This is a genomic window from Paraburkholderia sp. BCC1884, from assembly GCF_900996225.1.
Lineage (GTDB): Bacteria > Pseudomonadota > Gammaproteobacteria > Burkholderiales > Burkholderiaceae > Paraburkholderia.
On the sequence record NZ_CAAJGL010000090.1, the window covers coordinates 572,416 to 591,831 of the forward strand.

The window sequence follows — 19,416 nt, forward strand, 5'->3', positions numbered from 1 at the left end:
CCACTCAGCGCGCAATCCCCAGCCGCGCTTTCGCTTCGTCATATTCCTTCTTCAGACGCTGCACCAGCTCGCCGACGCTCGGCACGTCGTCCATCAGGCCGACGCCCTGGCCTGCGCCCCAGATGTCTTTCCATGCCTTGGCCTTGTCGCTGCCGAAGTTCATCTTCGTCTTGTCCGACTCCGGCAGCGCATCCGGATCGAGTCCGGCGTTCAGGATGCTTTCGCGAATGTAATTGCCGTGCACGCCGGTGAAGAGGTTCGTATAAATGATGTCCGACGCCGTGGAGTTGACGATCGCCTGCTTGTAGCTATCCACCGCGTGCGCCTCCTGGGTCGCGATGAAGCGTGTGCCCATGTAGGCGAGGTCGGCGCCCATGGCCTGCGCGGCGAGAATCGAGCCGCCGTTGGCGATCGAACCCGACAGCACGATCGGGCCGTCGAACATGCGCCGCACTTCACCGACCAGCGCGAACGGCGAGGTCGTGCCGGCGTGGCCGCCGGCGCCGGAGGCCACCAGGATCAGACCGTCGACACCCGCTTCCAGCGCTTTCTGCGCGTGGCGCAGGTTGATCACGTCATGCAGCACGATGCCGCCGTAGCTGTGCACGGCGTCGACGATCTCGCGCGCCGGCGCGCGCAGGCTCGTGATGAAAATCGGCACCTTGTGCTCGACGCATACGCGCACGTCGTGTTCGAGTCGCGTATTCGATTGATGGACGATCTGGTTGACCGCGATCGGCCCGATGATCGCATCGGGATTGGCCGCCTTGTGCTCGGCGAGCTGGGCCTGGATCTGCGTGAGCCATTCGTCGAGCAATTCGGCGGGGCGGGCATTCAGCGCGGGAAACGAGCCGACGATGCCGGCCTTGCACTGAGCCAGCACGAGTTCGGGATAGCTGACGATGAACATCGGCGAAGCGACGACGGGTAGCGCGAGTTTTTGCAGGACGGCGGGCAATGCCATAGTGCGAGTCTCCTGATTTTGAGCGGACCGGTGCGGCGTTGAGCGCCCGGCATGAGATGAGTTTAGCGGCACACGGCTTGCGGCGTGCCGAAGCCGACACACCGTCAATCGCCGCATTCGAATATTTAAGAACGATCGTTCGATTATAGGTGAAGCAAGTCGCCCACATTCGAGCCGATTGTTTAGAACCGTTGGAGGGAGAGTTCAGGTTCTATGTTTGCGTGGGTTAACCCACCTCGTTTGGACTTGTCGCGCTCCTACAATGCAGGAACTTCAAACGACACGAGAGACGCCATGGCCTTCGAGAATTTCACGCCCTTTCGCGTCGCCGCGGGCGATGTCGACATTTTTGGAGTGAAGGGGGGATCAGGGCCGCCGCTTCTGTTGCTGCATGGCCATCCGCAATCGCATCTGATCTGGGCGCGATGCGCCGCCCGGCTGGCCGAGCATTTCACGGTGATCGCCACCGATCTGCGTGGCTATGGCGCATCGGGCAAGCCGCCGAGCGACGCCGCCCACACGCCGTATTCCAAACGCACGATGGCGGCCGACCAAGTCGCCGTGATGCGCCACTTCGGCTTCGAGCGTTTCCTGGTCTGCGCGCACGATCGCGGCGCTCGTGTCGCGCATCGCATGGCGCTCGATCACGCCGACGCCGTCGAGCGTCTAATGCTGCTCGACATCGCGCCGACGCTCGCCATGTACGAAGCGACCGACCGCACGTTCGCGACGCTTTACTTTCACTGGTTCTTCCTGATTCAGGCCGAGCCATTGCCCGAAACCTTGATCGGCGCAGACCCGGCCGCTTATGTCGATGCGGTAATGGGTGGCCGTCACGCGGGTCTGGCGCCGTTCGATCCCGCCGCGCTCGATGCTTATCGGTCGGCGCTGGCGCAACCCGGTGCCGTGCACGCGATGTGCGAGGACTACCGGGCGTCGGCGAGTATCGACCTCGAACACGATCGCAGCGATATCGAGCGCGGCCACAAGATCGGCTGTCCGCTGCGCGTGTTGTGGGGCGACAAGGGTGTGATCGAAAAATGCTTCGACGCGCTCGACGAATGGCGTCACGTGGCGCGTGACGTGAGCGGCCGCTCGCTGTCCTGCGGGCATTACATTCCCGAAGAGGCACCCGACGAACTGGTCGCGGAAATGCTGTCCTTCTTCGAGGCGGTCGAACAATAGGCCGCTTTTTCTCCGCAGCCGTGCAATGCGCGCCCGCGTGCCCCGTTCAGCTGAGCGGCGGCAAGCGGCGCGGCGGCATCTGGCGAACTCGTCTGCGTCGATATTACGGATTCCGGATTATTTTCGGCGATGAATGGTCATATGAGCCGATCAATATTCCGTGTATGCCCGTTTAAAAGCAGACGTCAACCTTCTGTAGGGAAATCACCGATGCGGTCAAAAAAGCGGCGCGCGTATCATCGGTAACGACGCTGATCACGTCCGACAGAATTTCCGCCGCTCGCCTTCATAGTCGGGCGGCTTTCTTTTTGTTGCGACGAATGGCGGTGCAGCATGCGTGTGCGAGGCCATCGCGTCGGCAATTCATCCTTGGCGGGCGACGATGCGCGCGCCATCCAATTCCAGCGGCCCGTTCCTCGCCGCCAGTTCCTCGACAATCCCCTTCAACAGCGCAGGCCACTCGCCGTGCGGCGCGAGCATCGATGCGGCGGCGCGCATCACGGCGGCGTGATCGAGCATGGCCAGCAACGTGTCGAAACGCATCTCGCGGACTTCGAGCAGCTTGAACGCGATTAGCACCTTTAGCGCATTCTTCGCATTGCGCGCAGGATCGGCGCGCAACCACGCGACGCGTGAAAACGCTTTGTCGAGCGCCTGTTCGACGTTCGTGAAAGGCGCGCCGTGACCCGGAATCACGAGCCGAACATCGAGCTTCTGAATCGCTTCGAGCACGGCCTGCTCTTCGGCGAATCCGCTTTCTCCTTCCAATTCGGGAAAGATCACCCCGAAGCCGTTTTCCCACAGGGCGTCCGCGCTGATCAGGATGCGTTGCTCCGCGCAATACAGCATCAGCGAGTGAGGATCGTGGCCAGGTGCGCCGAGCACCTGCCAGTCGAGCGCGCCGAGCCGCAACTGCGCGCCGGGCGCAATCGTTTCGGTGAAGGCGAAGCGCTCGCAGGTTTGGCCGGTGGCGCGGAAGCTAAGGCGCGCTTCATTCCATTCGCGGACGGTCTCTGCTTCGGACACGGGAATGAGCGTGCGGCATGGCCATGTGGCCTGCAGCAGCGCATTGCCGCCGCAGTGATCCGAATGGAGATGCGTGTTGACGATCAGATCGAGCGGCCTCCTGCCGAGCGCCTGCTGCACCAACGCGAGCGTCTGCGGCGCATGCGTGGCATAACCCGTATCGACCAGCGCGGTGCACGCCTCGTCGATCAGCAATACGTTGTTCGACGACAGCCAGCCGCGCTCGAATACCCGGATCGACGGCGGCAGCGCGATCACGATGCGCCGCCGTTCGCTGGCGCGGACGCTTCCGGTTTTGGCATCACGAGAATGGTGGAGGTACCGGTCAGCATGGTGTCGCCGCGCTGGTTCACGACCGTGCCGTCGAGATGCGTCAAATCGCCATTCAGACTCGCCTTCCAGTACGCATCGCGCACGCGCCAGGTGATCGTCAGCGTGTCGTCCGCGTGAACGGCCTTCTTCAGCTTGATATCGAATTCGAGGCCGAGCGGCTGCGCGTAAGTGGAAAAATGCGTGGCCAGCAACGCCATGAAGTGCGCAGTGGGCTGCGTGCCGGATGCGATCAGACCGCCGAAGCGGCTTTGCGCGGCATAGGCCTCATCGTGATGCAGCGGGTTCATATCGTTGACGAGCATGGCGAAGGACTTCACCGAATCCGCCGACAACGCCAGCGTCGAGCTAAAGGTCTCGCCGATCGTCACGATGCGCGGCGCCGGCTTCATCGCGGCTCCTTCATCCGGACGGCGATGAACTGCGCGTGGCGCGCTTCGATCGCGTCCCACACGGCGCGCTTCTCATCGCCGTCGAACAGGGACCAGCCGGCGATCTCATCGATGGTGCGCAGGCATCCTTCGCACCAGCCTGTCGCTGCGTCCATCCTGCACACGCTGATGCACGGCGACGGCACGGCGTCGTCCTGGCTGGCGATGTGGGCGCCCGCTGTCATGACTTCAGGCGCCCTCGCGCAAGGCCACGTCGACCACCGGTGCGCCGGTCAGTGTGATCAATTCCTGCGCCGTCAGATTGAACACCGCGTGCGGGTGGCCGGCTGCGGCCCACAAGCTGTCGAGTTCGAGCAGATCGGCGTCGATCAACGTGACCGGTTCGACGGCGTGACCAATCGGGCAGACGCCGCCAATCGCATAGCCGGTTTTTTCGCGCACGAACTTCGCGTCCGCGCGGCCGATCTCGCCGACTTTCGCGGCGACCTTCTTTTCATCGACGCGATTCGCGCCACTCGCCACGACCAGCACCGGGGCATCGTCTTCGCGACGGCGGAACAGAATCGACTTGGCGATCTGCGCGACCGAGCAGCCGAGACCCGCGGCGGCTTCCGCGGACGTCTTGCCGGTTTCCGGCAACATCACGATTCGACCCGCGTGACCGCGTTCGCGCAACAGCAGCGCAACGCGCCGTGCCGAGTCCGGAAGAGCGGTGAGATCGTCGGATTCGAGAGAAGCGTGGTCCGTCATCGTTTCAGGTTCCGATTGATTGGCGTGAGGGTTGGGCAGGCGTCAAACGCAGTTCGTTGCTTCGCTGCGCGCTTTGGCGAGCAGCGCTTTACCGGCGCGCGAAACATTGGGCCGGCCGATCGAGGTCGAAATGAAATCGCCGATCGCTACGACTTGCGCCAGGTCGATACCGGTCTCGATGCCGAGGCCGTTCATCAAATACAGGACGTCTTCGGTCGCGACGTTGCCGGTCGCGCCCTTCGCATACGGACAGCCGCCGAGACCCGCCACCGACGCGTGATAAATCTCGATGCCTTCCTGCAACGCTGCGTAGATGTTCGCGAGCGCCTGGCCGTAGGTGTCGTGAAAGTGACCGGAAAGACGTTCACGCGGAAACACTTTTGTGACGGCTTCGAACACTTCGCGCGTACGTTTGGGTGTGCCGACGCCGATCGTGTCGGCGATATCGATCTCGTCGCAACCGAGCGCCGCGAAGCGTTCGACCACGTCCACTACCGACGCTACCGGCACCTCGCCCTGATACGGGCAGCCGAGCGCGCACGACACGCTGCCGCGAATCCGCACGCCATGCTCCTTGGCCGCCTGCACGACCGGCGCGAACCGGTCGATGCTTTCGGCGATGCTGCAATTGATGTTCTTCTGCGAGAAGGCCTCGCTGGCGGCGCCGAAGATCACGATCTCGTCGGCACGCGCCGCGAGCGCGCCTTCGAAGCCGCGCAGATTCGGCGTCAGCACCGAATAGATCGTTCCCGGACGGCGTTCGATAGCGGCCATCACCTCGGCGCCGTCGGCCATCTGCGGGACCCATTTCGGCGACACGAACGACGCCGCCTCGACATTGCGGATGCCGGCGGCCGACAGGCGATTGATCAGGTCGACCTTGATCGCGGTGGTGACGAATTCCTTTTCGTTCTGCAATCCGTCGCGCGGACCGACTTCGACGATTTTCACTTGCTGGGGTAGAGCCATGATGTGTCTCCTCTTGCGCGTTGCCGCGCTCCTTCGATTGGATTGGCCGGTGTCAGTATCCGCGGTCGAGATTCACCACGCCGCTGACGGTGTCGCCGTGCGCCAGCGCTTTGATCTTGCGTGCCACTTGCGCGACGCTTTCCGCGCGCAACGTGAGGGCGGACATGTGCGGCGTGATCGTAATGCGCGGTTCCTGCCAGAACAGATGATCGGGCGGTAAGGGTTCTTCGCGGAACACGTCGAGCGTGGCGGCGGCGAGCTGGCCGCTTGCGAGCGCGTCGAGCAGGTCCTGTTCGACAAGATGGCCGCCGCGCGCGACGTTGATCAGATACGCGCCCTGCGCGAGCTTCGCGAAGGTCCGTGCGTTGAGTACATCGCCCGTTTCCGGCGTATGCGGCAGCAGATTCACCAGCACTTTGACGCCGTCGAGAAATGCGTCGAACTGTGCTTCGCCAGCGAACGTGGTGATGCCCGCGACGTCGCGCGCGCTACGGCTGTAGCCTCGCACCGGCAGGCCGAACGATGCAAGCGTGCGCGCCACATGCGCGCCGAGCACGCCGAGTCCCAGCACCCCAACGGTAAATGTTTCGCGCGGATGCGGATCGAGTACCTGCCAGCGGCGCGCGTCCTGCTGCGTTTGATATTCGTCGAAGCGGCGCAGATAACGCAGCACAGCGTGGGTCACGTACTCGGCCATCTGCGGGGCCATGCCGCTGTCTTCGAGGCGGATCAGTTGTGCGTTGCGCGGCAACGTGCCGGGTTGCGCGTGTTCCAGCGCGAGGATTGCATCGACGCCCGCGCCGAGGTTAAAAATTGCCCGCAGATCGGCGCGGCCCGCGAACATCTCGCGCGGCGGCCGCCAGACGACCGCGAAATCGGCGGGCGCGGTGTCGCCTGCTTGCCATTCGCGCAGATCGGCCTCGGGCAGTGCACGCGCAAAGTCGTGCAGCCACTCGGCGACGTCGGCATGCGGCATGTAGAAGAGGATTTTCATACGGTGCCCAATGCGCCTGTGCGGCCAGTTCGGGTTGCGGTGAGGCCGTGATGCGGCGGCTGCGAGCGCTGTTTCGCAACGAACGACGCCTGCTGCATGGGGCTCCTCCTTTTATGGATAGGCTTCATTCTACTTTTTCGACGCGATTCGCGCCCGTTTGCGCACGAGCGTGCATATCGTATGGCTCGCGTCGGCAGGGCGACGTGCCGTGTTAGCGCCTTCTCGCGTGTTTTTACGCCATAACCAAAGCACAAAAACTTGGTTCGTGCGTGCGGTGCGCAGCGGGACAATCAAGTTCCGGATTTCCGCAGCGAGGGACCGACATGCTTTCTTGCACCAAATCGACATGGCCGCCGCGCCTCGTGACCGTTCCCGGTCTGCACGGCAGCGAGGGCGCGCACTGGCAAACATGGCTGGAGCGTCAGTTCGCGCGCTCGCTGCGGGTCGAACAGACCGACTGGGACGCGCCGGACCTCGCGCTGTGGGCGACGTCGTTGCGCGATTTGCTGGCCCGCGAGCGCGGGCCGTTCGTGCTGGCCGCGCACAGCTTCGGCTGCCTCGCGACCGCGCATGCGTTGCAACAGGCGTCGTATGCCAACGACGTGGTCGGCGTGCTGTTCGTGGCGCCTGCCAGTCCGCAGAAATTCGCCTTTGCGGGTGCATTCGACGCGCGGCGTCTGGGTGTGCCGTCGATTCTGATCGGCAGCGAAACCGATCCGTGGATGCCGCTGGCCGGATCGCGTGAGCTTGCGCAGCGTTTCGGTAGTGCGTTCGTCAATCTCGGCGATGCAGGGCATATCAACACCGCGGCCGGATTCGGTCCGTGGCCGCGCGCCAAATATTTCGTCGATACGCTGGTGCATTGCGCCGCGCCGCTGCGTTTTCGCGAGGAGCCGTTCGAGGCCGCACAGCACGCGTTCATGTGAGCGCATCGCCGCGCGTGCGTGCCTGCGCCAGTAAGCGATCCGTTAGAATCCCGCTTTACGCTGCGCGTTCGTGCGGCTGCAGGTTTTCATCATCGATAGGCGGGGACAAGATGGCAGGCAAGACGGGGACATCGCGCTGGCTGGCAGCCGGCATAACGACAATCACGCTCGCGATGAGCGGCATCTCGACGGCGCACGCCGATACGTCGTTGCTCAACGTGTCGTATGACGTGACGCGCGAGTTGTATAAGGACATCAACGCCAGCTTCGTCGCGGCATACAAGCAGAAGAGCGGTGAGACCGTGTCGATCCGTCAGTCGCATGGTGCTTCGAGCGCGCAGGCGTTGTCGGTGCTGCAAGGCTTGCAGGCCGACGTGGTGACGATGAACCAGCCGAACGATATCGACCTGCTCGCCGAGAAGGGGCAACTGGTGCCGGCCAACTGGCGCACGCGTCTGCCGAACGACAGCGCGCCTTACACCACCACGATGGTGTTCCTCGTACGCAAGGGCAACCCCAAGCACATCAAGGATTGGGACGATCTCGCGAAACCGGGCATGCAGGTGGTGATTGCGAATCCGAAGACGTCGGGCAATGGGCGTTACACGTATCTGGCCGCGTGGGGCTATCGCAAGCAGCATGGTGGGACGGATGCCCAGGCGCTCGACTTGGAAAAAGCCATCTTCAGGAACGTGCCAGTGCTCGACACGGGCGGCCGTGGCGCGACGACCACCTTCACGCAACGCGGCATCGGCGACGTGCTGGTGACGTTCGAAAATGAGGTGTCGCTGATCGACAGCGGCGTGGGGGCGGGTAATTTCGAAGCCGTGTATCCGTCAGTGAGTTTGCTAGCTGCGCCGCCGGTTTCGATCGTCGACAAGGTGGTCGACAAGCGCGGCACACGCAAGGAAGCGCAGGCATATCTCGACTATCTGTGGTCGCCGGCCGCGCAGGAAATCATCGCGCAGCATCATCTGCGTCCGCGCGACAAGGACGTGTTGGCGAAGCATGCGGCGGAGTTCAAACCGATCAAGACATTCACCGTCGAAGAAATGTTCGGCAGCTGGCAGAAGGCGCAGCAAACGCATTTCTCCGACGGCGGGACGTTCGATCAGATCATCGTCGACAAGAAGTAGTCGATCGCGGCTCAACGTAAAAAGGCCGCCTCGTTTCCGAGGCGGCCTTTTTTTCATCGCATGCGTTTGAGCGTGTGCAGCAAGTCCCAATGCTTAGTTTGGCGCTGCATGCTTATCGCAGCCATTCTCACAACCGCTCTGATCCAGCGGCATTTGTTGCGCGGCTTCAGCGCGAATGCCAAGACGCTCCAGCAACTTCCGATCCGCCTCCGCCTGCGGATTGCTGGTCGTCAGCAGTTGATCGCCGTAGAAAATCGAATTCGCGCCGGCGAGGAAGCACAGCGACTGCAACGCTTCATCCATTTGCTCACGGCCGGCCGAGAGGCGCACCATTGCCTTGGGCATCGTAATGCGCGCAACCGCGATGGTGCGCACGAATTCGAACGGATCGATTGCCTCGGTGCCCGTCAACGGCGTGCCTTCGACCTGAACCAGATTGTTGATAGGCACCGATTCCGGATACGGCTCCATGTTCGCCAACTGTGAAATCAACCCGGCGCGTTCACGGCGCGACTCGCCTAGACCGACGATGCCGCCGCAGCAGACGTTGATGCCCGCATCGCGCACGCGTTCCAGCGTATCGAGACGATCCTGATAGGTGCGCGTCGAAATGATCTGACCGTAAAACTCCGGCGACGTATCGAGGTTGTGGTTGTAGTAGTCGAGCCCTGCATCACGCAGACCTTGCGCCTGATGCGTTTCGAGCATGCCGAGCGTCACGCAGGTTTCGAGCCCCATTGCCTTCACGCCGCGAATCATGTCCTTGATCGGTTCGAGGTGACGGTCCTTCGGGTTGCGCCACGCGGCGCCCATGCAGAAACGCGTTGCGCCGTTTTCCTTGGCGACCTTCGCGGCGGCGAGCACTTCGTCGACCGGCATCAGTTTGTCGGCGACAAGGCCCGTGTCGTGATGCACCGACTGCGGACAGTACGCGCAGTCTTCTTCGCAGCCGCCGGTCTTGATCGACAGCAGCGTCGACAGTTGCACGGTGTTGGCGTCGAAATGTTCGCGATGCGCCTGCTGCGCGCGGAACATCAGGTCGTTGAACGGCAGTTCGTACAGCGCGACGATGTCGGCGACACGCCAGCGCGCGACCGGTTTCGTGCCTGCGGCGGCGTTCTGGTTGGCGGCGGCCGTGTCGGCTGGCGTCGGGGCGATATTCAGTTGCGTCATGTCGTCAATCCTCATGGATGGAGATGATGGTGGCTCAGCGCTGCGTCTGACGCAGCGTCTGCAAAAGCCGGTTGATGTCGAGTCGGTCCGCCGCGAGTTCGGGCGAAGCCGGTTTCAGATGCGGCACGATGCCGAGCAGTGGCGCGTCGTATTCACGCGCGAGGTGCTCGCGGATCGATGCAATGTTTTCGTCGGGGAACGTCATATCCGGATCGATGCGGTTTGCGACCCATCCGGCGAGCGTCAAACCGCGTGCGGCGATTGCTTCGGCGGTGAGCAGCGCGTGGCTGATACAGCCGAGGCGCATGCCGACCACCAGCACCACCGGCAGCTTCAACGCGACGGCGAGATCGGCGGTGTCCTGCGTCGCGGTCAACGGCACGCGAAAGCCGCCGACGCCTTCCACCACGACGATCTCCGCGCGCTGCAACGCCTGCGCATGACAATCGACGATGTGCGCGATGTCGAACGTGACGTTCTCCAGCGCAGCCGCGATATGCGGCGCGGCCGGTTCCTTCAGCAGATACGGTGTGCGCATCGCGGGCGGCAGCAGGACGTTCGCGGCGGCGTCGAGTTGATCCGCGTCTTCGTTATGCAGCACGCCGTTCAGTTTGAATGCGCCCGCGGCGATCGGTTTCATCGCGGCGGCCTGTAAGCCTTCACGCACGAACCCGCGCAACAGCGCCGACGAAACGAAGGTCTTGCCGATTTCCGTATCGGTGCCGGTGACGAACAGGGACAGTGCCTTACCACTCACGCTACTCATGCTGCTTTCGCTCCGAGTTGTTGCAAACCAGCGTCGAGACGATCGAGGTCCGCTTGCGAATGCGCGGCGGACAATGAAATGCGCAGACGCGAGGTGCCCGCAGGCACGGTCGGCGGACGGATTGCCGGCACCCATAGACCCGCGCGATCGAGCGTGGCGGCGATATCGAGCGTGGCGTCGTTCGCGCCGATGATGAGCGGCTGAACGGCAGTGTGCGAATCCACGGGGATCCACGGCGTGGCTTTGAGCATCGCACGTGTGCGTTCGATCAACTGCTGAAGATGCGCGCGTCTTGCGTCGCCTTCCTCGCCGCCGATGATGCGCAGACTCGCCGACACCGCATGTGCGGCCGCCGGTGTCGACGCCGTGGTGAAGATGTACGGACGCGCGCGCTGCACGAGCCATTCGATCACCGTTTCGTGCGCGACGACGAAGGCGCCTGAGACGCCTGCTGCCTTACCGAGCGTGCCGATCGAAATGAGATTGGGCGAGCGCAACGCGGCTTGCGCGACCGCGCCACGGCCTTGCGGGCCGAGCACGCCGAAACCATGCGCGTCGTCGACGATCAACCATGCGCCGTGTTGCTCCGCGAGTTCGAGCAGACGCGCGAGCGGCGTGATGTCGCCATCCATGCTGAACACGGTGTCGGAGACGATCACCTTGACGTTTGAATCCGAGGCATCGAGCATCGCGCTCAATGCGTCGGTATCGCAGTGCGGATAAATCTGGACATCGGCACGCGACAGCCGTGCGCCGTCGATCAGCGAGGCGTGATTCAGCGCGTCGGAGAAGAGCGTCGTGCCACGGCCCGCGAGTGCGGTGAGCGTGGCGAGGTTGGCCATGTAGCCGGTACTGAAGTAGAGCGCGCGGGCATTGTCGACGAAGCCGCCGACGAATGCCGCGAGGTCGTCCTCGAGTTGCGCGTGCGCGCGCGAGTGGCCGCCGAGCAGATGCGAACCGCCGCTACCGGCGCCGTAGCGCTGCGCGCCTTCGGCGATCGCGGCGATGAGTTGCGGATGCGCGGCGAGGCCCAGATAGTCGTTACTGGCGAAGCCGATCATCGCGCGGCCATCGACCGTCATGTGTGCGGCGCACGGTGTGTCGATGGTGCGGCGGCGACGGCGCAGGCCGAGTGCGTCGATTTCCTTCAAGCCTTCGGCAAGAGTGTCGAGCAGGTGCATTAGCAAGTCTCCGCGAGCGTGGCTTCGAAGGTCCCGATCGTGCGCGAAGCGAGCAGCGCGAGTTCTTCGTCGTCGAGGATGTAAGGGGGCATCAGGTACACCGTGGTCGAAATCGGGCGCAGCAACAGTTCGCGCTGCAAGGCGTTTTCGAAGAAGCGGCGCGAGAAAGTGCGGGCTTGCTGAGCGTCGTCGATCACGGCGTCGAACGCGAAGATCGTGCCGCACTGACGCAGGTTGCGTACTTGCGGGTGATTGGCGAGCGGCGCGAGCGCGGCTTTCAACTTCGCCGACTTCTGCGTGTTGACGGCGAGCACGTTGTCGCTCGCGAACAGATCGAGCGTGGCGAGCGCTGCGCGGCAGGCGAGCGGATTGCCGGTGTACGAGTGCGAGTGGAGGAAACCGCGTGCGGTTTCGTCGTGATAGAAGGCCTCGAAGATTTCGTCGCGCGACAGTACGATCGACAGCGGCAGATAGCCGCCGCTGATGCCCTTCGACAGACACAGGAAGTCCGGCCAGATGCCGGCCTGTTCGCACGCGAAGAAGGTGCCGGTGCGGCCGCAGCCGACGGCGATTTCATCGGCGATCAGATGCACGCCGTACTGGTCGCAGAGGGCGCGCAATCCGGCGATATACGACGGGTCGTGCATGGCCATGCCGGCCGCGCATTGCACGAGCGGCTCGACGATCAGCGCGGCGATTTTCGTGGCGCGCGCATCGAACAGCGAGCGGACGTGGTCGAGTGCGCGGCGGGCAACATCGGCGGCGGTCTCGCCCGGCTGAGCCTGGCGCGCGTCGGGCGAGGCCACCACGTGCGCGTGACGGATCAGCGGATCGTAGGCGTCCTTGAAGAGCGCGACGTCGGTGACGCCGAGCGCGCCGATGGTTTCACCGTGATAGCTGTTGGCGATGCAGACGAATTCCTGCTTGTCGGCGAAACCGCGATTGCGCCATGAGTGAAAGCTCATCTTCAGCGCGATTTCGACGGCGGACGCGCCATCGGATGCGAAGAACGCGTGGCCTAGCGTGTTGTTCGTGAGCGCGCCGAGGCGTTCCGCCAGTTCGATGGCCGGTTCGTGCGTGCAGCCGGCGAGCATGGCGTGCTCGAGGGTGTCGAGTTGGTCTTTCAGCGCTGCGTTGATGCGCGGATTCGCGTGGCCGAAGAGGTTGACCCACCAGGAGCTGATGGCATCCAGATAGCGATGGTTGGCGCGGTCGTAGAGCCAGGCGCCCTGGCCACGCGCGACGGGGATGAGCGGCAGGCGCTCATGGTGCTTCATCTGCGTGCAGGGGTGCCAGACGGCGCGCAGGCTGCGGGCGATCCAGTCGTCGGGGGATGTGGCTGAGGGTGTTGTTGCGTTTTCCAATGCGGTGCTCCAGGGGTGCTTTTTTGCCGCTGCGCGGGGCTTTTTCAAGGGGTTTTCAGGGCCTTGATGGGGCACGGTTTGACGCGTGGGATTTGCGCTGCGCGCGGCTTTGGGCAGGCGTGCGGGGTCGAGATTAGCGGTTTATTTCGTGCCGTGCACCTGGGTTACGGAGGGGTTTTTTGTCTGCGACGCTGGGGTTGTGGGGTGTTTGCTGCAGGTCGCTGCTTTTCGTTTCTGAACCCCGGGAATGGACGGAGTTGACGACGACAAAGTAATGGGCTGTTACTGGCGGGAATTTGGGCTTCAGGGTGAGGGTTTGGGTTTTGTGGTGGGTTTTGTGGTGGGTTTTGTGGTCGTTGGGCTTGGGCCTTTCCTTGAAGTCACGGTGGTCCATTAGCGTTCCCCCTGTGCGGGGGGGCACTCACTTTCTTTGCCGCCGCAAAGAAAGTAAGCAAAGAAAGCGGGCTCACACCGCCAGCCAGGAAGCGGGCCCCCTGGCTCGCAGGAGGCAGTGGTGCATCTGGAATCCGTGTTCTCGCACATTCGACGTCGGTGACAAAGCCATCATCCATCCCGCCTCGCGCTTCGCGCGGCGGAGCGGTCGGTCGAAAAGCAGCGGTTGAGTTTTGTCTGTGGGGACGTCGGCTTCGCCTCGGCGAGACGCCGGACAACCGACTGTTTGAGAACTGGCGGGGGGGCGCGCGCAGCGCCGCCGGAAGAATGACTGCTGTGCCACGAGCGCGGAGTGCGCGAGGGCACGGATTCCAGATGAGCCACTATCGTGGCTGTGCGGGGGACCCGCTTATGAGCTGGCGGTGTGAGCCCGCTTTCTTTGCTTACTTTCTTTGCGGCGGCAAAGAAAGTGAGTGCCGCCCCGCACAGGGGCAACACTAATAGACCACCGTGACCTCAAGGAAAGGCCAAAACCCTGAAAAACAAAAGCCCAAATCATCACGCAAACAAGCAACCCAACCCCTACTCCCGACTAGCAATAGCCCGCTGCGCAGCAGCAGAAGCAGGAGCGCCCACACCATTATCCGCCGTAGTCGAAGACTGATCCCCCCAAACAACGGAGTTATTGACCGCATACAACCGGCAAGGCGCCGAACTCTGCTTCTGGCAATTCGCCACAGCCACGGTCATCGGATCATCCCCACCTTCGGCCCAAGACCAGGCACCCGAATCCGACACCGCAAAAGCCCGGCTAGGATATTGATGCAGGAAGTTCCGATACCCATTGCGTCCGGCTTCATCGACAAACGGCACTGAATCCACCGCATCGACAGCCGCAAAACCGCTAGCCTTCGGCATCGAAGGATCCGCGACACGATACTGCACGCCCGTAGGCATGCCCACGCGGGCCAGGAACGCCTCGACGGCGGGCCACCAGACATGCACTCCGTCGCGGTCGCCGACCAGCCGATGTGCGTCGTTCTTGTACGTGCCGAAATCGACCATCTTCGCGCTCGCGCCATGCGCGGCAAATGCGGAATACATGCCCGCCACCAGCGGCGCATTCCAGACCGAATCGTTGTCGCCATACATCCACAGCGACGGCACCTTGGTCTTCTCGCCATACGCGCCGAATGCCCGCGTCAGGTTGCCCTGCCAGTCGGTGCAGGCATCCTGCCGCAACCCGCCCGAGAAATTGATCAGCGCCCGCACGCCCGACGCCGCCTCGGTACCGTACGCCATCGTCGCCAAGCCGCCATGCGAAGTACCCGCCACCACGATGTGCGTCGCGTCCACATAAGACTGCTTCGACATGAAGCTGATGGTCGCCGCCACGTCGCCCGCCTGGCCGATGCCGTTCTTCTCGACGTCGCAGCCATCCTGCTCATACACGCCGTCCGAATGGCCGAAGCCCTGACGGTTCGGCGCGACCACCACATAACCGCGACGCACGAACTCGCGCGCGAACGGCAGCGGGTCGCTGCGTTCCTGCGTACGCGGATCGCCAGGGATTTTGCCGTGGTTGAACACGATCATCGGAAACGGGCCTGCGCCGTCCGGCTTGTAGATCGTGGTTTCAAGGGTGGTAGTGCCGGCTGCGTCGACGGGCACGCGAATGATCTGTTCGTTCAGACCCGCCGTGGGCAAATAGACATCGTCGTCGAGCGCGATGCGCGGCACGTGTGCGCGGGTCAGAGGGCCAGCCTGGTTGTCGGCGAGCGGGTCGGCATGTGCGAGTGCGACTGCGCACGTTGCCGTTGCACAGACCACTACGCACTTCGTCAGAACCTTGCTGAAACCCATCGACGCACCTGCCTGAAAAACCTGCCCTGAACACCGTGATGCCTGTCTGTCGAATGTCATTGCTGACGATTGCCTTTCGGCCGGGTTTTCGACAAACAAAAGCACACTCGCGTACGCAGTGCACCAGGTGCACGCACGCCAATCGAGATCGCACGGGATGAACCCAAACGGCCGACGCGACCCCACGCGCCGATGATGAGCATCACTCCTGCTACCGGAAGCTGCCGCCGAATCCACACTGTCTGGTATCTGGCAGAGCACCCTGCGCATTTTGCGGAGTCGGTATGGACCGGCTCTCGCAACGTGACGTCATGAAGCTACGGCCTCATCCTGGCACGACAATTTTGTTTTGTGCAATCAAGGAGAACCCGCGACGCAAAAATTGCCGCCTTTAGAACGGGCGCTCAGGTCCGCGAAAACAGGGCCCCGCCGGTAGTTGGTGACACGAAGCAATAAGGGGCAGCGCGGCCGTTGTGGTGTCACGCCAACAAAAAAAATGGCCCTGCTTTGAGGGCCATAGGTGAGCACGTCGCTACGCACGCCGTAGCATTGCGTAAGGGTCAGAAAGGTTCCGCGCGTTATTCGCTCACGTCGCCGTCGACGTAGCGCCAGCGGCCGGCTTCATCGCGCGTGAAACGGCTTAGTTCGTGCAAGCGGCGTGCGCGTCCGCCCACCTTGTATCGTGCGATGAATTCGACCGTTGCATGATCGGCATCGCTCTCGGCAAAAGCTTTGATCTGGAGTCCGAGCCAACGCGGCGTGTCGGGGGCGGCCAGGTTCACGTCGAGGTCGGCGGGGCAGGTGTGCGGCGCCCAGGTAGCGCGCAGATAGTCCGTTGCGCCCACAACGTACGCGCTATAGCGCGAGCGCATCAGTTCGAGGGCGCGCGGCGCGCTTTCGCCGTTGTCGATATAGCGCCCGCAGCATTGCGCGAAGCGGGGCGCCTTGGCCCCGCTGCGTTGATCCGGTGCCGCGCCGCCGCACGGGCAGTCGATCGGTCGTTGCGTTGACAACAGTTGCTCATTCATCTGATCTTCAACCGATTCCGCGTGCAATCAAAATTTTCTGGATGTCGCTCGTGCCCTCGTAGATCTGGCAGACGCGCACGTCGCGGTAGATCCACTCCATAAGCGCCGAGTTCGGCGAGTTGCCGGTGTACGTCGTTCGGAAAGGCTCGCTCGCGGTCCCACGTTGCCGTGTAAGGCGTGATCGCGTCGCGCACGAAGGTGCGCAGCGCGTCGTGGACCATCGGGTGATCCTGGTCAAGCACCATTCGGTGTGTCTCCTCACCAGTCGAGCGGCGTGCCGTCGTATTGATAGAAACGGCCGTTGAACGCCTCGCGTGCGCCGGCAGCCTGCGCCAGCACTTCACGCATGCCGGTGACGCTGCGCGCCGGATCGATCGCCGCCTGCGCGCCGCCCATGTCGGTGCGCACCCAGCCCGGATGCAGCGAGATGCAGGTGGCGCGTTGCGTATCCAGCGAGGCGAGTTTGAGCGCATCGTTCAACGCCGCCTTGCTCGCCCGATACAACCAGCCGGTCGTGCCGCTCGTGTCGCTGATGCTGCCCATCTTGCTCGAGATCACCGCGAACACGCCGCCAGCGTCTTCGACGAGCGGCAGCAGAACCGGCATGAGTTGCATCGGGCCGCGCACGTTGGTGTGCATGACGTGGTCGAAGTCTTCGGCGAGAATCGATTCGATGCCTTCGGTACGCGGACCATAGACGCCCGACACGAGGATTGCCGCGTCGAGTTTTTCGCCGTCGAGCTGCTGGCCGAAGCCGGTGATTTCCTCGGGCACGGTCACATCGAGCGAGTAAGTTTGCGCGCCGAGCTGTTTCAACGCGTCGAGCGCGGCGCCGTCGCGCGCGGTGGCGAGTACGCGCCAGCCGCTCTTCCGGTATTGCCGGACAAATTCCTGGCCGATGCCGCGCGACGCACCGACGATCAACACTGTCTTCATCGAATTACCTCAAGCCTTCAGACTTCAAACGCATTGGACGACGCGTCAGACCAGTTCGATACCCATGGCAGTCGCTTCGCCGCCGCCGATGCACAACGTCGCGACGCCGCGCTTCAAGCCGCGCTTTTTCAAGGCGCCGATCAGCGTGACGAGAATCCGCGCGCCCGAAGCGCCGATCGGATGGCCGAGCGCACAAGCGCCGCCATTCACGTTGACCTTCTCGTGCGGCAGATGGTGTTCCTTCATCGCGGCCATCGTCACCACGGCGAACGCTTCATTGACTTCGTACAGATCGACTTCGTCAGCACGCCAGCCGTTCTTCTCGAACAGCTTGCGGAGCGCGCCGACCGGCGCGGTGGTGAACTTGGCGGGTTCCTGCGCGAAGGTCGAGTGACCGACCACGCGCGCGATCGGCTCGACGCCGAGGCGTTTGGCGGTCGACTCGCGCATCATGACGAGCGCGGCCGCGCCGTCGGAAATCGACGACGAATTCGCGGCCGTCACCGTGCCGGTTTTGCTGAACGCGGGCTTGAGCGTCGGAATCTTGTCGAGGTTGGCTTTGAACGGCTGCTCGTCGTGATCGATGGTGACGTCGCCCTTGCGGCTTTCCACCTTCACGGGTGCGATTTCCCACGCGAACGAGCCGTCTTCGTTGGCGCGCTTCGCCCGGTTGAGCGACTCGATCGCGAAGGCGTCCTGCGCCTCGCGCGTGAAATCGAACGACGATGCGCACTCCTCGGCGAAGGTGCCCATCAGACGGCCTTTTTCGTAGGCGTCTTCGAGGCCGTCGTAGAACATGTGATCGATCACCTGACCGTGGCCCATGCGCATGCCGCCGCGCGCTTTGGGCAGCAGGTAGGGCGCATTCGTCATGCTTTCCATGCCGCCCGCGACGATCACGTCGACCGAGCCTGCCGCCAGCATGTCGTGCGCGAACATCGCCGCGCGCATACCGGAACCGCACATCTTGTTGACGGTCGTGCTGCCGGTGCTCAACCGCAAGCCGGCGCCCAATGCCGCCTGTCGTGCCGGCGCCTGGCCGAGGCCAGCGGGCAGCACGCAGCCCATCACCACTTCGTCGATCTGTTCGGGTTTCAGACCCGCGCGCTGGACCGCCGCCTCGATGGCCACCGAGCCGAGTTGCGGCGCGGTCAGCGACGCGAAGTCGCCCTGAAAGGCGGCCATTGGCGTGCGGGCCACGCCCACGATGACGATCGGATCAGTCTGTGTCGTGCTCATATTCGTCTCACTCATGTTTTAGCTCCTTGATCACACCTTCGACGATTGCCGGCACGTCGCCGAGTTGAGCGGCGTCGGCGGTAATCATGTCGTTGTCTGCCTTGTGCGCGCCGCCGGCCGAGATGGCGCCCACACATTCCCTGTAAGTCGCATCCAGCGCGGCGGCGTCGTTGATCGTCATGCCGAGGTTGCGGACCTTGCCGTCATGCACGCCGTAGGCCCAGCCATGCACGGTCAGTTCCTGGCCACGCGCCCATGCGTCGTTGACGATGGTCGTGCGGCACACGTTCACCACCTGTTCGATCGTGTTCAGTTCGACGAGGCGACGGTGACGCGCTTCGCCAAGCGGCCATTCTTCGATCAATGCGGCATGTTTGGTACGCACGTCCTGCACGTGCGCCAGCCAGTTGTCCGCGAGACCCACGCGCCGGCCATGCAGCGCCGCGCCGACGCCCGAGCAGCCGTAGTGGCCGACCACCATGATGTGCTTGACCTTCAGCAGATCGACGGCGAACTGGATCACCGAGAGACAGTTCAGGTCCGTATGCACCACTACGTTGGCGATGTTTCTATGCACGAACACTTCGCCCGGCGGCAGGCCGATGATCTGGTTCGCCGGCACGCGCGAATCGGAGCAGCCGATCCATAGATACTCCGGCGTTTGCTGATGGGCGAGACGCGAGAAGTACTCGGGGTCCTCGGCGAGTTTGCGCGTGACCCACGCATCGTTGTTGTCGAACAGATGCGAGAGCGGGTTGTCGGAATTCGTCGTGTTCGTGTGCATGGTGCGTGTGGGCGATG

19 protein-coding genes and 2 pseudogenes are annotated in these 19,416 nt (G+C 63.3%); 3 read left to right on the top strand and 18 right to left on the bottom strand.

The genetic code is table 11. The annotated features are described in order from the left end of the window. Positions 1 to 4 precede the first annotated feature (4 nt). Complete coding sequence (locus tag FQ705_RS21410) at positions 5 to 964, bottom strand: NAD(P)H-dependent flavin oxidoreductase (RefSeq protein ID WP_144144037.1); 960 nt, start codon at positions 962 to 964, stop codon at positions 5 to 7. A 294-nt stretch (positions 965 to 1,258) separates the two neighbouring features. Between FQ705_RS21410 and FQ705_RS21415 the strand changes: the two genes are divergently transcribed. Then, positions 1,259 to 2,149: an alpha/beta fold hydrolase gene (locus FQ705_RS21415; RefSeq protein WP_144144038.1), complete on the top strand. Its 891-nt coding sequence runs from the start codon at positions 1,259 to 1,261 to the stop codon at positions 2,147 to 2,149. A 363-nt stretch (positions 2,150 to 2,512) separates the two neighbouring features. Here the strand turns inward: FQ705_RS21415 and FQ705_RS21420 are convergent, their stop codons facing one another. Genes FQ705_RS21420 through FQ705_RS21445 form a run of 6 tightly spaced genes read right to left on the bottom strand, consistent with a single transcriptional unit; the run spans position 2,513 to position 6,610 of the window. Further along, the gene (locus tag FQ705_RS21420) at positions 2,513 to 3,433 is read right to left on the bottom strand and encodes an MBL fold metallo-hydrolase (RefSeq protein ID WP_144144039.1); all 921 of its coding nucleotides are present in this window, start codon (positions 3,431 to 3,433) and stop codon (positions 2,513 to 2,515) included. Beyond that, complete coding sequence (locus FQ705_RS21425) at positions 3,430 to 3,897, bottom strand: MaoC family dehydratase (RefSeq protein WP_144144040.1); 468 nt, start codon at positions 3,895 to 3,897, stop codon at positions 3,430 to 3,432. The genes FQ705_RS21420 and FQ705_RS21425 overlap by 4 nt, the downstream gene beginning before the upstream one ends. Then, a complete protein-coding gene (locus FQ705_RS21430; RefSeq protein ID WP_144144041.1) occupies positions 3,894 to 4,121 on the bottom strand; it encodes a DUF1289 domain-containing protein in 228 nt (75 codons plus the stop codon). The genes FQ705_RS21425 and FQ705_RS21430 overlap by 4 nt, the downstream gene beginning before the upstream one ends. A gap of 4 nt (positions 4,122 to 4,125) precedes the next feature. Next, positions 4,126 to 4,647: a YbaK/EbsC family protein gene (locus FQ705_RS21435; protein WP_144144042.1), complete on the bottom strand. Its 522-nt coding sequence runs from the start codon at positions 4,645 to 4,647 to the stop codon at positions 4,126 to 4,128. A gap of 42 nt (positions 4,648 to 4,689) precedes the next feature. Next, positions 4,690 to 5,616: a hydroxymethylglutaryl-CoA lyase gene (locus tag FQ705_RS21440; RefSeq protein ID WP_144144043.1), complete on the bottom strand. Its 927-nt coding sequence runs from the start codon at positions 5,614 to 5,616 to the stop codon at positions 4,690 to 4,692. Positions 5,617 to 5,668: 52 nt separating this feature from the next. After that, the gene (locus FQ705_RS21445; protein WP_144144044.1) at positions 5,669 to 6,610 is read right to left on the bottom strand and encodes a 2-hydroxyacid dehydrogenase; all 942 of its coding nucleotides are present in this window, start codon (positions 6,608 to 6,610) and stop codon (positions 5,669 to 5,671) included. 323 nt (positions 6,611 to 6,933) lie between these two features. Here FQ705_RS21445 and FQ705_RS21450 point away from each other — a divergent pair, with 323 nt between their 5' ends. Then, entirely contained in the window at positions 6,934 to 7,536 is a 603-nt protein-coding gene (locus FQ705_RS21450; protein WP_144144045.1) for an RBBP9/YdeN family alpha/beta hydrolase, read from the top strand. 110 nt (positions 7,537 to 7,646) lie between these two features. Further along, entirely contained in the window at positions 7,647 to 8,672 is a 1,026-nt protein-coding gene (locus FQ705_RS21455; protein WP_144144046.1) for a sulfate ABC transporter substrate-binding protein, read from the top strand. Positions 8,673 to 8,765: 93 nt separating this feature from the next. Here FQ705_RS21455 and bioB read toward each other — a convergent pair whose 3' ends face one another. The 11 genes and pseudogenes from bioB to can form a co-directional block, all read right to left on the bottom strand. Further along, positions 8,766 to 9,845, bottom strand: a complete 1,080-nt coding sequence (gene bioB, locus FQ705_RS21460; RefSeq protein ID WP_144144047.1) for a biotin synthase BioB — start codon at positions 9,843 to 9,845, stop codon at positions 8,766 to 8,768. Between the two features lie 34 nt (positions 9,846 to 9,879). Then, entirely contained in the window at positions 9,880 to 10,611 is a 732-nt protein-coding gene (bioD, locus tag FQ705_RS21465; RefSeq protein ID WP_144144048.1) for a dethiobiotin synthase, read from the bottom strand. Beyond that, entirely contained in the window at positions 10,608 to 11,792 is a 1,185-nt protein-coding gene (gene bioF / locus FQ705_RS21470) for an 8-amino-7-oxononanoate synthase (protein ID WP_144144049.1), read from the bottom strand. The genes bioD and bioF overlap by 4 nt, the downstream gene beginning before the upstream one ends. Further along, positions 11,792 to 13,156, bottom strand: a complete 1,365-nt coding sequence (bioA, locus tag FQ705_RS21475) for an adenosylmethionine--8-amino-7-oxononanoate transaminase (RefSeq protein WP_144144050.1) — start codon at positions 13,154 to 13,156, stop codon at positions 11,792 to 11,794. The genes bioF and bioA overlap by 1 nt, the downstream gene beginning before the upstream one ends. A 975-nt stretch (positions 13,157 to 14,131) precedes the next feature. Then, positions 14,132 to 15,412: a dienelactone hydrolase family protein gene (locus tag FQ705_RS21485; RefSeq protein ID WP_144144051.1), complete on the bottom strand. Its 1,281-nt coding sequence runs from the start codon at positions 15,410 to 15,412 to the stop codon at positions 14,132 to 14,134. A 578-nt stretch (positions 15,413 to 15,990) separates the two neighbouring features. Beyond that, positions 15,991 to 16,440, bottom strand: coding sequence for a YchJ family protein (locus FQ705_RS21495; protein ID WP_144144052.1), 450 nt, complete (start codon positions 16,438 to 16,440; stop codon positions 15,991 to 15,993). A gap of 7 nt (positions 16,441 to 16,447) precedes the next feature. Continuing rightward, positions 16,448 to 16,540: pseudogene (locus FQ705_RS34160) on the bottom strand (acyl-CoA dehydrogenase family protein); the annotation flags it as partial. Further along, a pseudogene (locus tag FQ705_RS34165) lies at positions 16,524 to 16,685 on the bottom strand (acyl-CoA dehydrogenase family protein); the annotation flags it as partial. The pseudogenes FQ705_RS34160 and FQ705_RS34165, both read right to left, overlap by 17 nt. A 13-nt stretch (positions 16,686 to 16,698) precedes the next feature. Then, positions 16,699 to 17,376 carry an SDR family oxidoreductase gene (locus tag FQ705_RS21505; protein ID WP_144144054.1) on the bottom strand — a complete coding sequence of 226 codons (678 nt, stop codon included), beginning with the start codon at positions 17,374 to 17,376 and terminating at the stop codon, positions 16,699 to 16,701. 45 nt (positions 17,377 to 17,421) lie between these two features. Continuing rightward, positions 17,422 to 18,630 carry an acetyl-CoA C-acetyltransferase gene (locus tag FQ705_RS21510; protein WP_186307934.1) on the bottom strand — a complete coding sequence of 403 codons (1,209 nt, stop codon included), beginning with the start codon at positions 18,628 to 18,630 and terminating at the stop codon, positions 17,422 to 17,424. Continuing rightward, positions 18,623 to 19,399 carry a carbonate dehydratase gene (can, locus tag FQ705_RS21515; protein WP_144144055.1) on the bottom strand — a complete coding sequence of 259 codons (777 nt, stop codon included), beginning with the start codon at positions 19,397 to 19,399 and terminating at the stop codon, positions 18,623 to 18,625. The genes FQ705_RS21510 and can overlap by 8 nt, the downstream gene beginning before the upstream one ends. Positions 19,400 to 19,416: the final 17 nt, after the last annotated feature.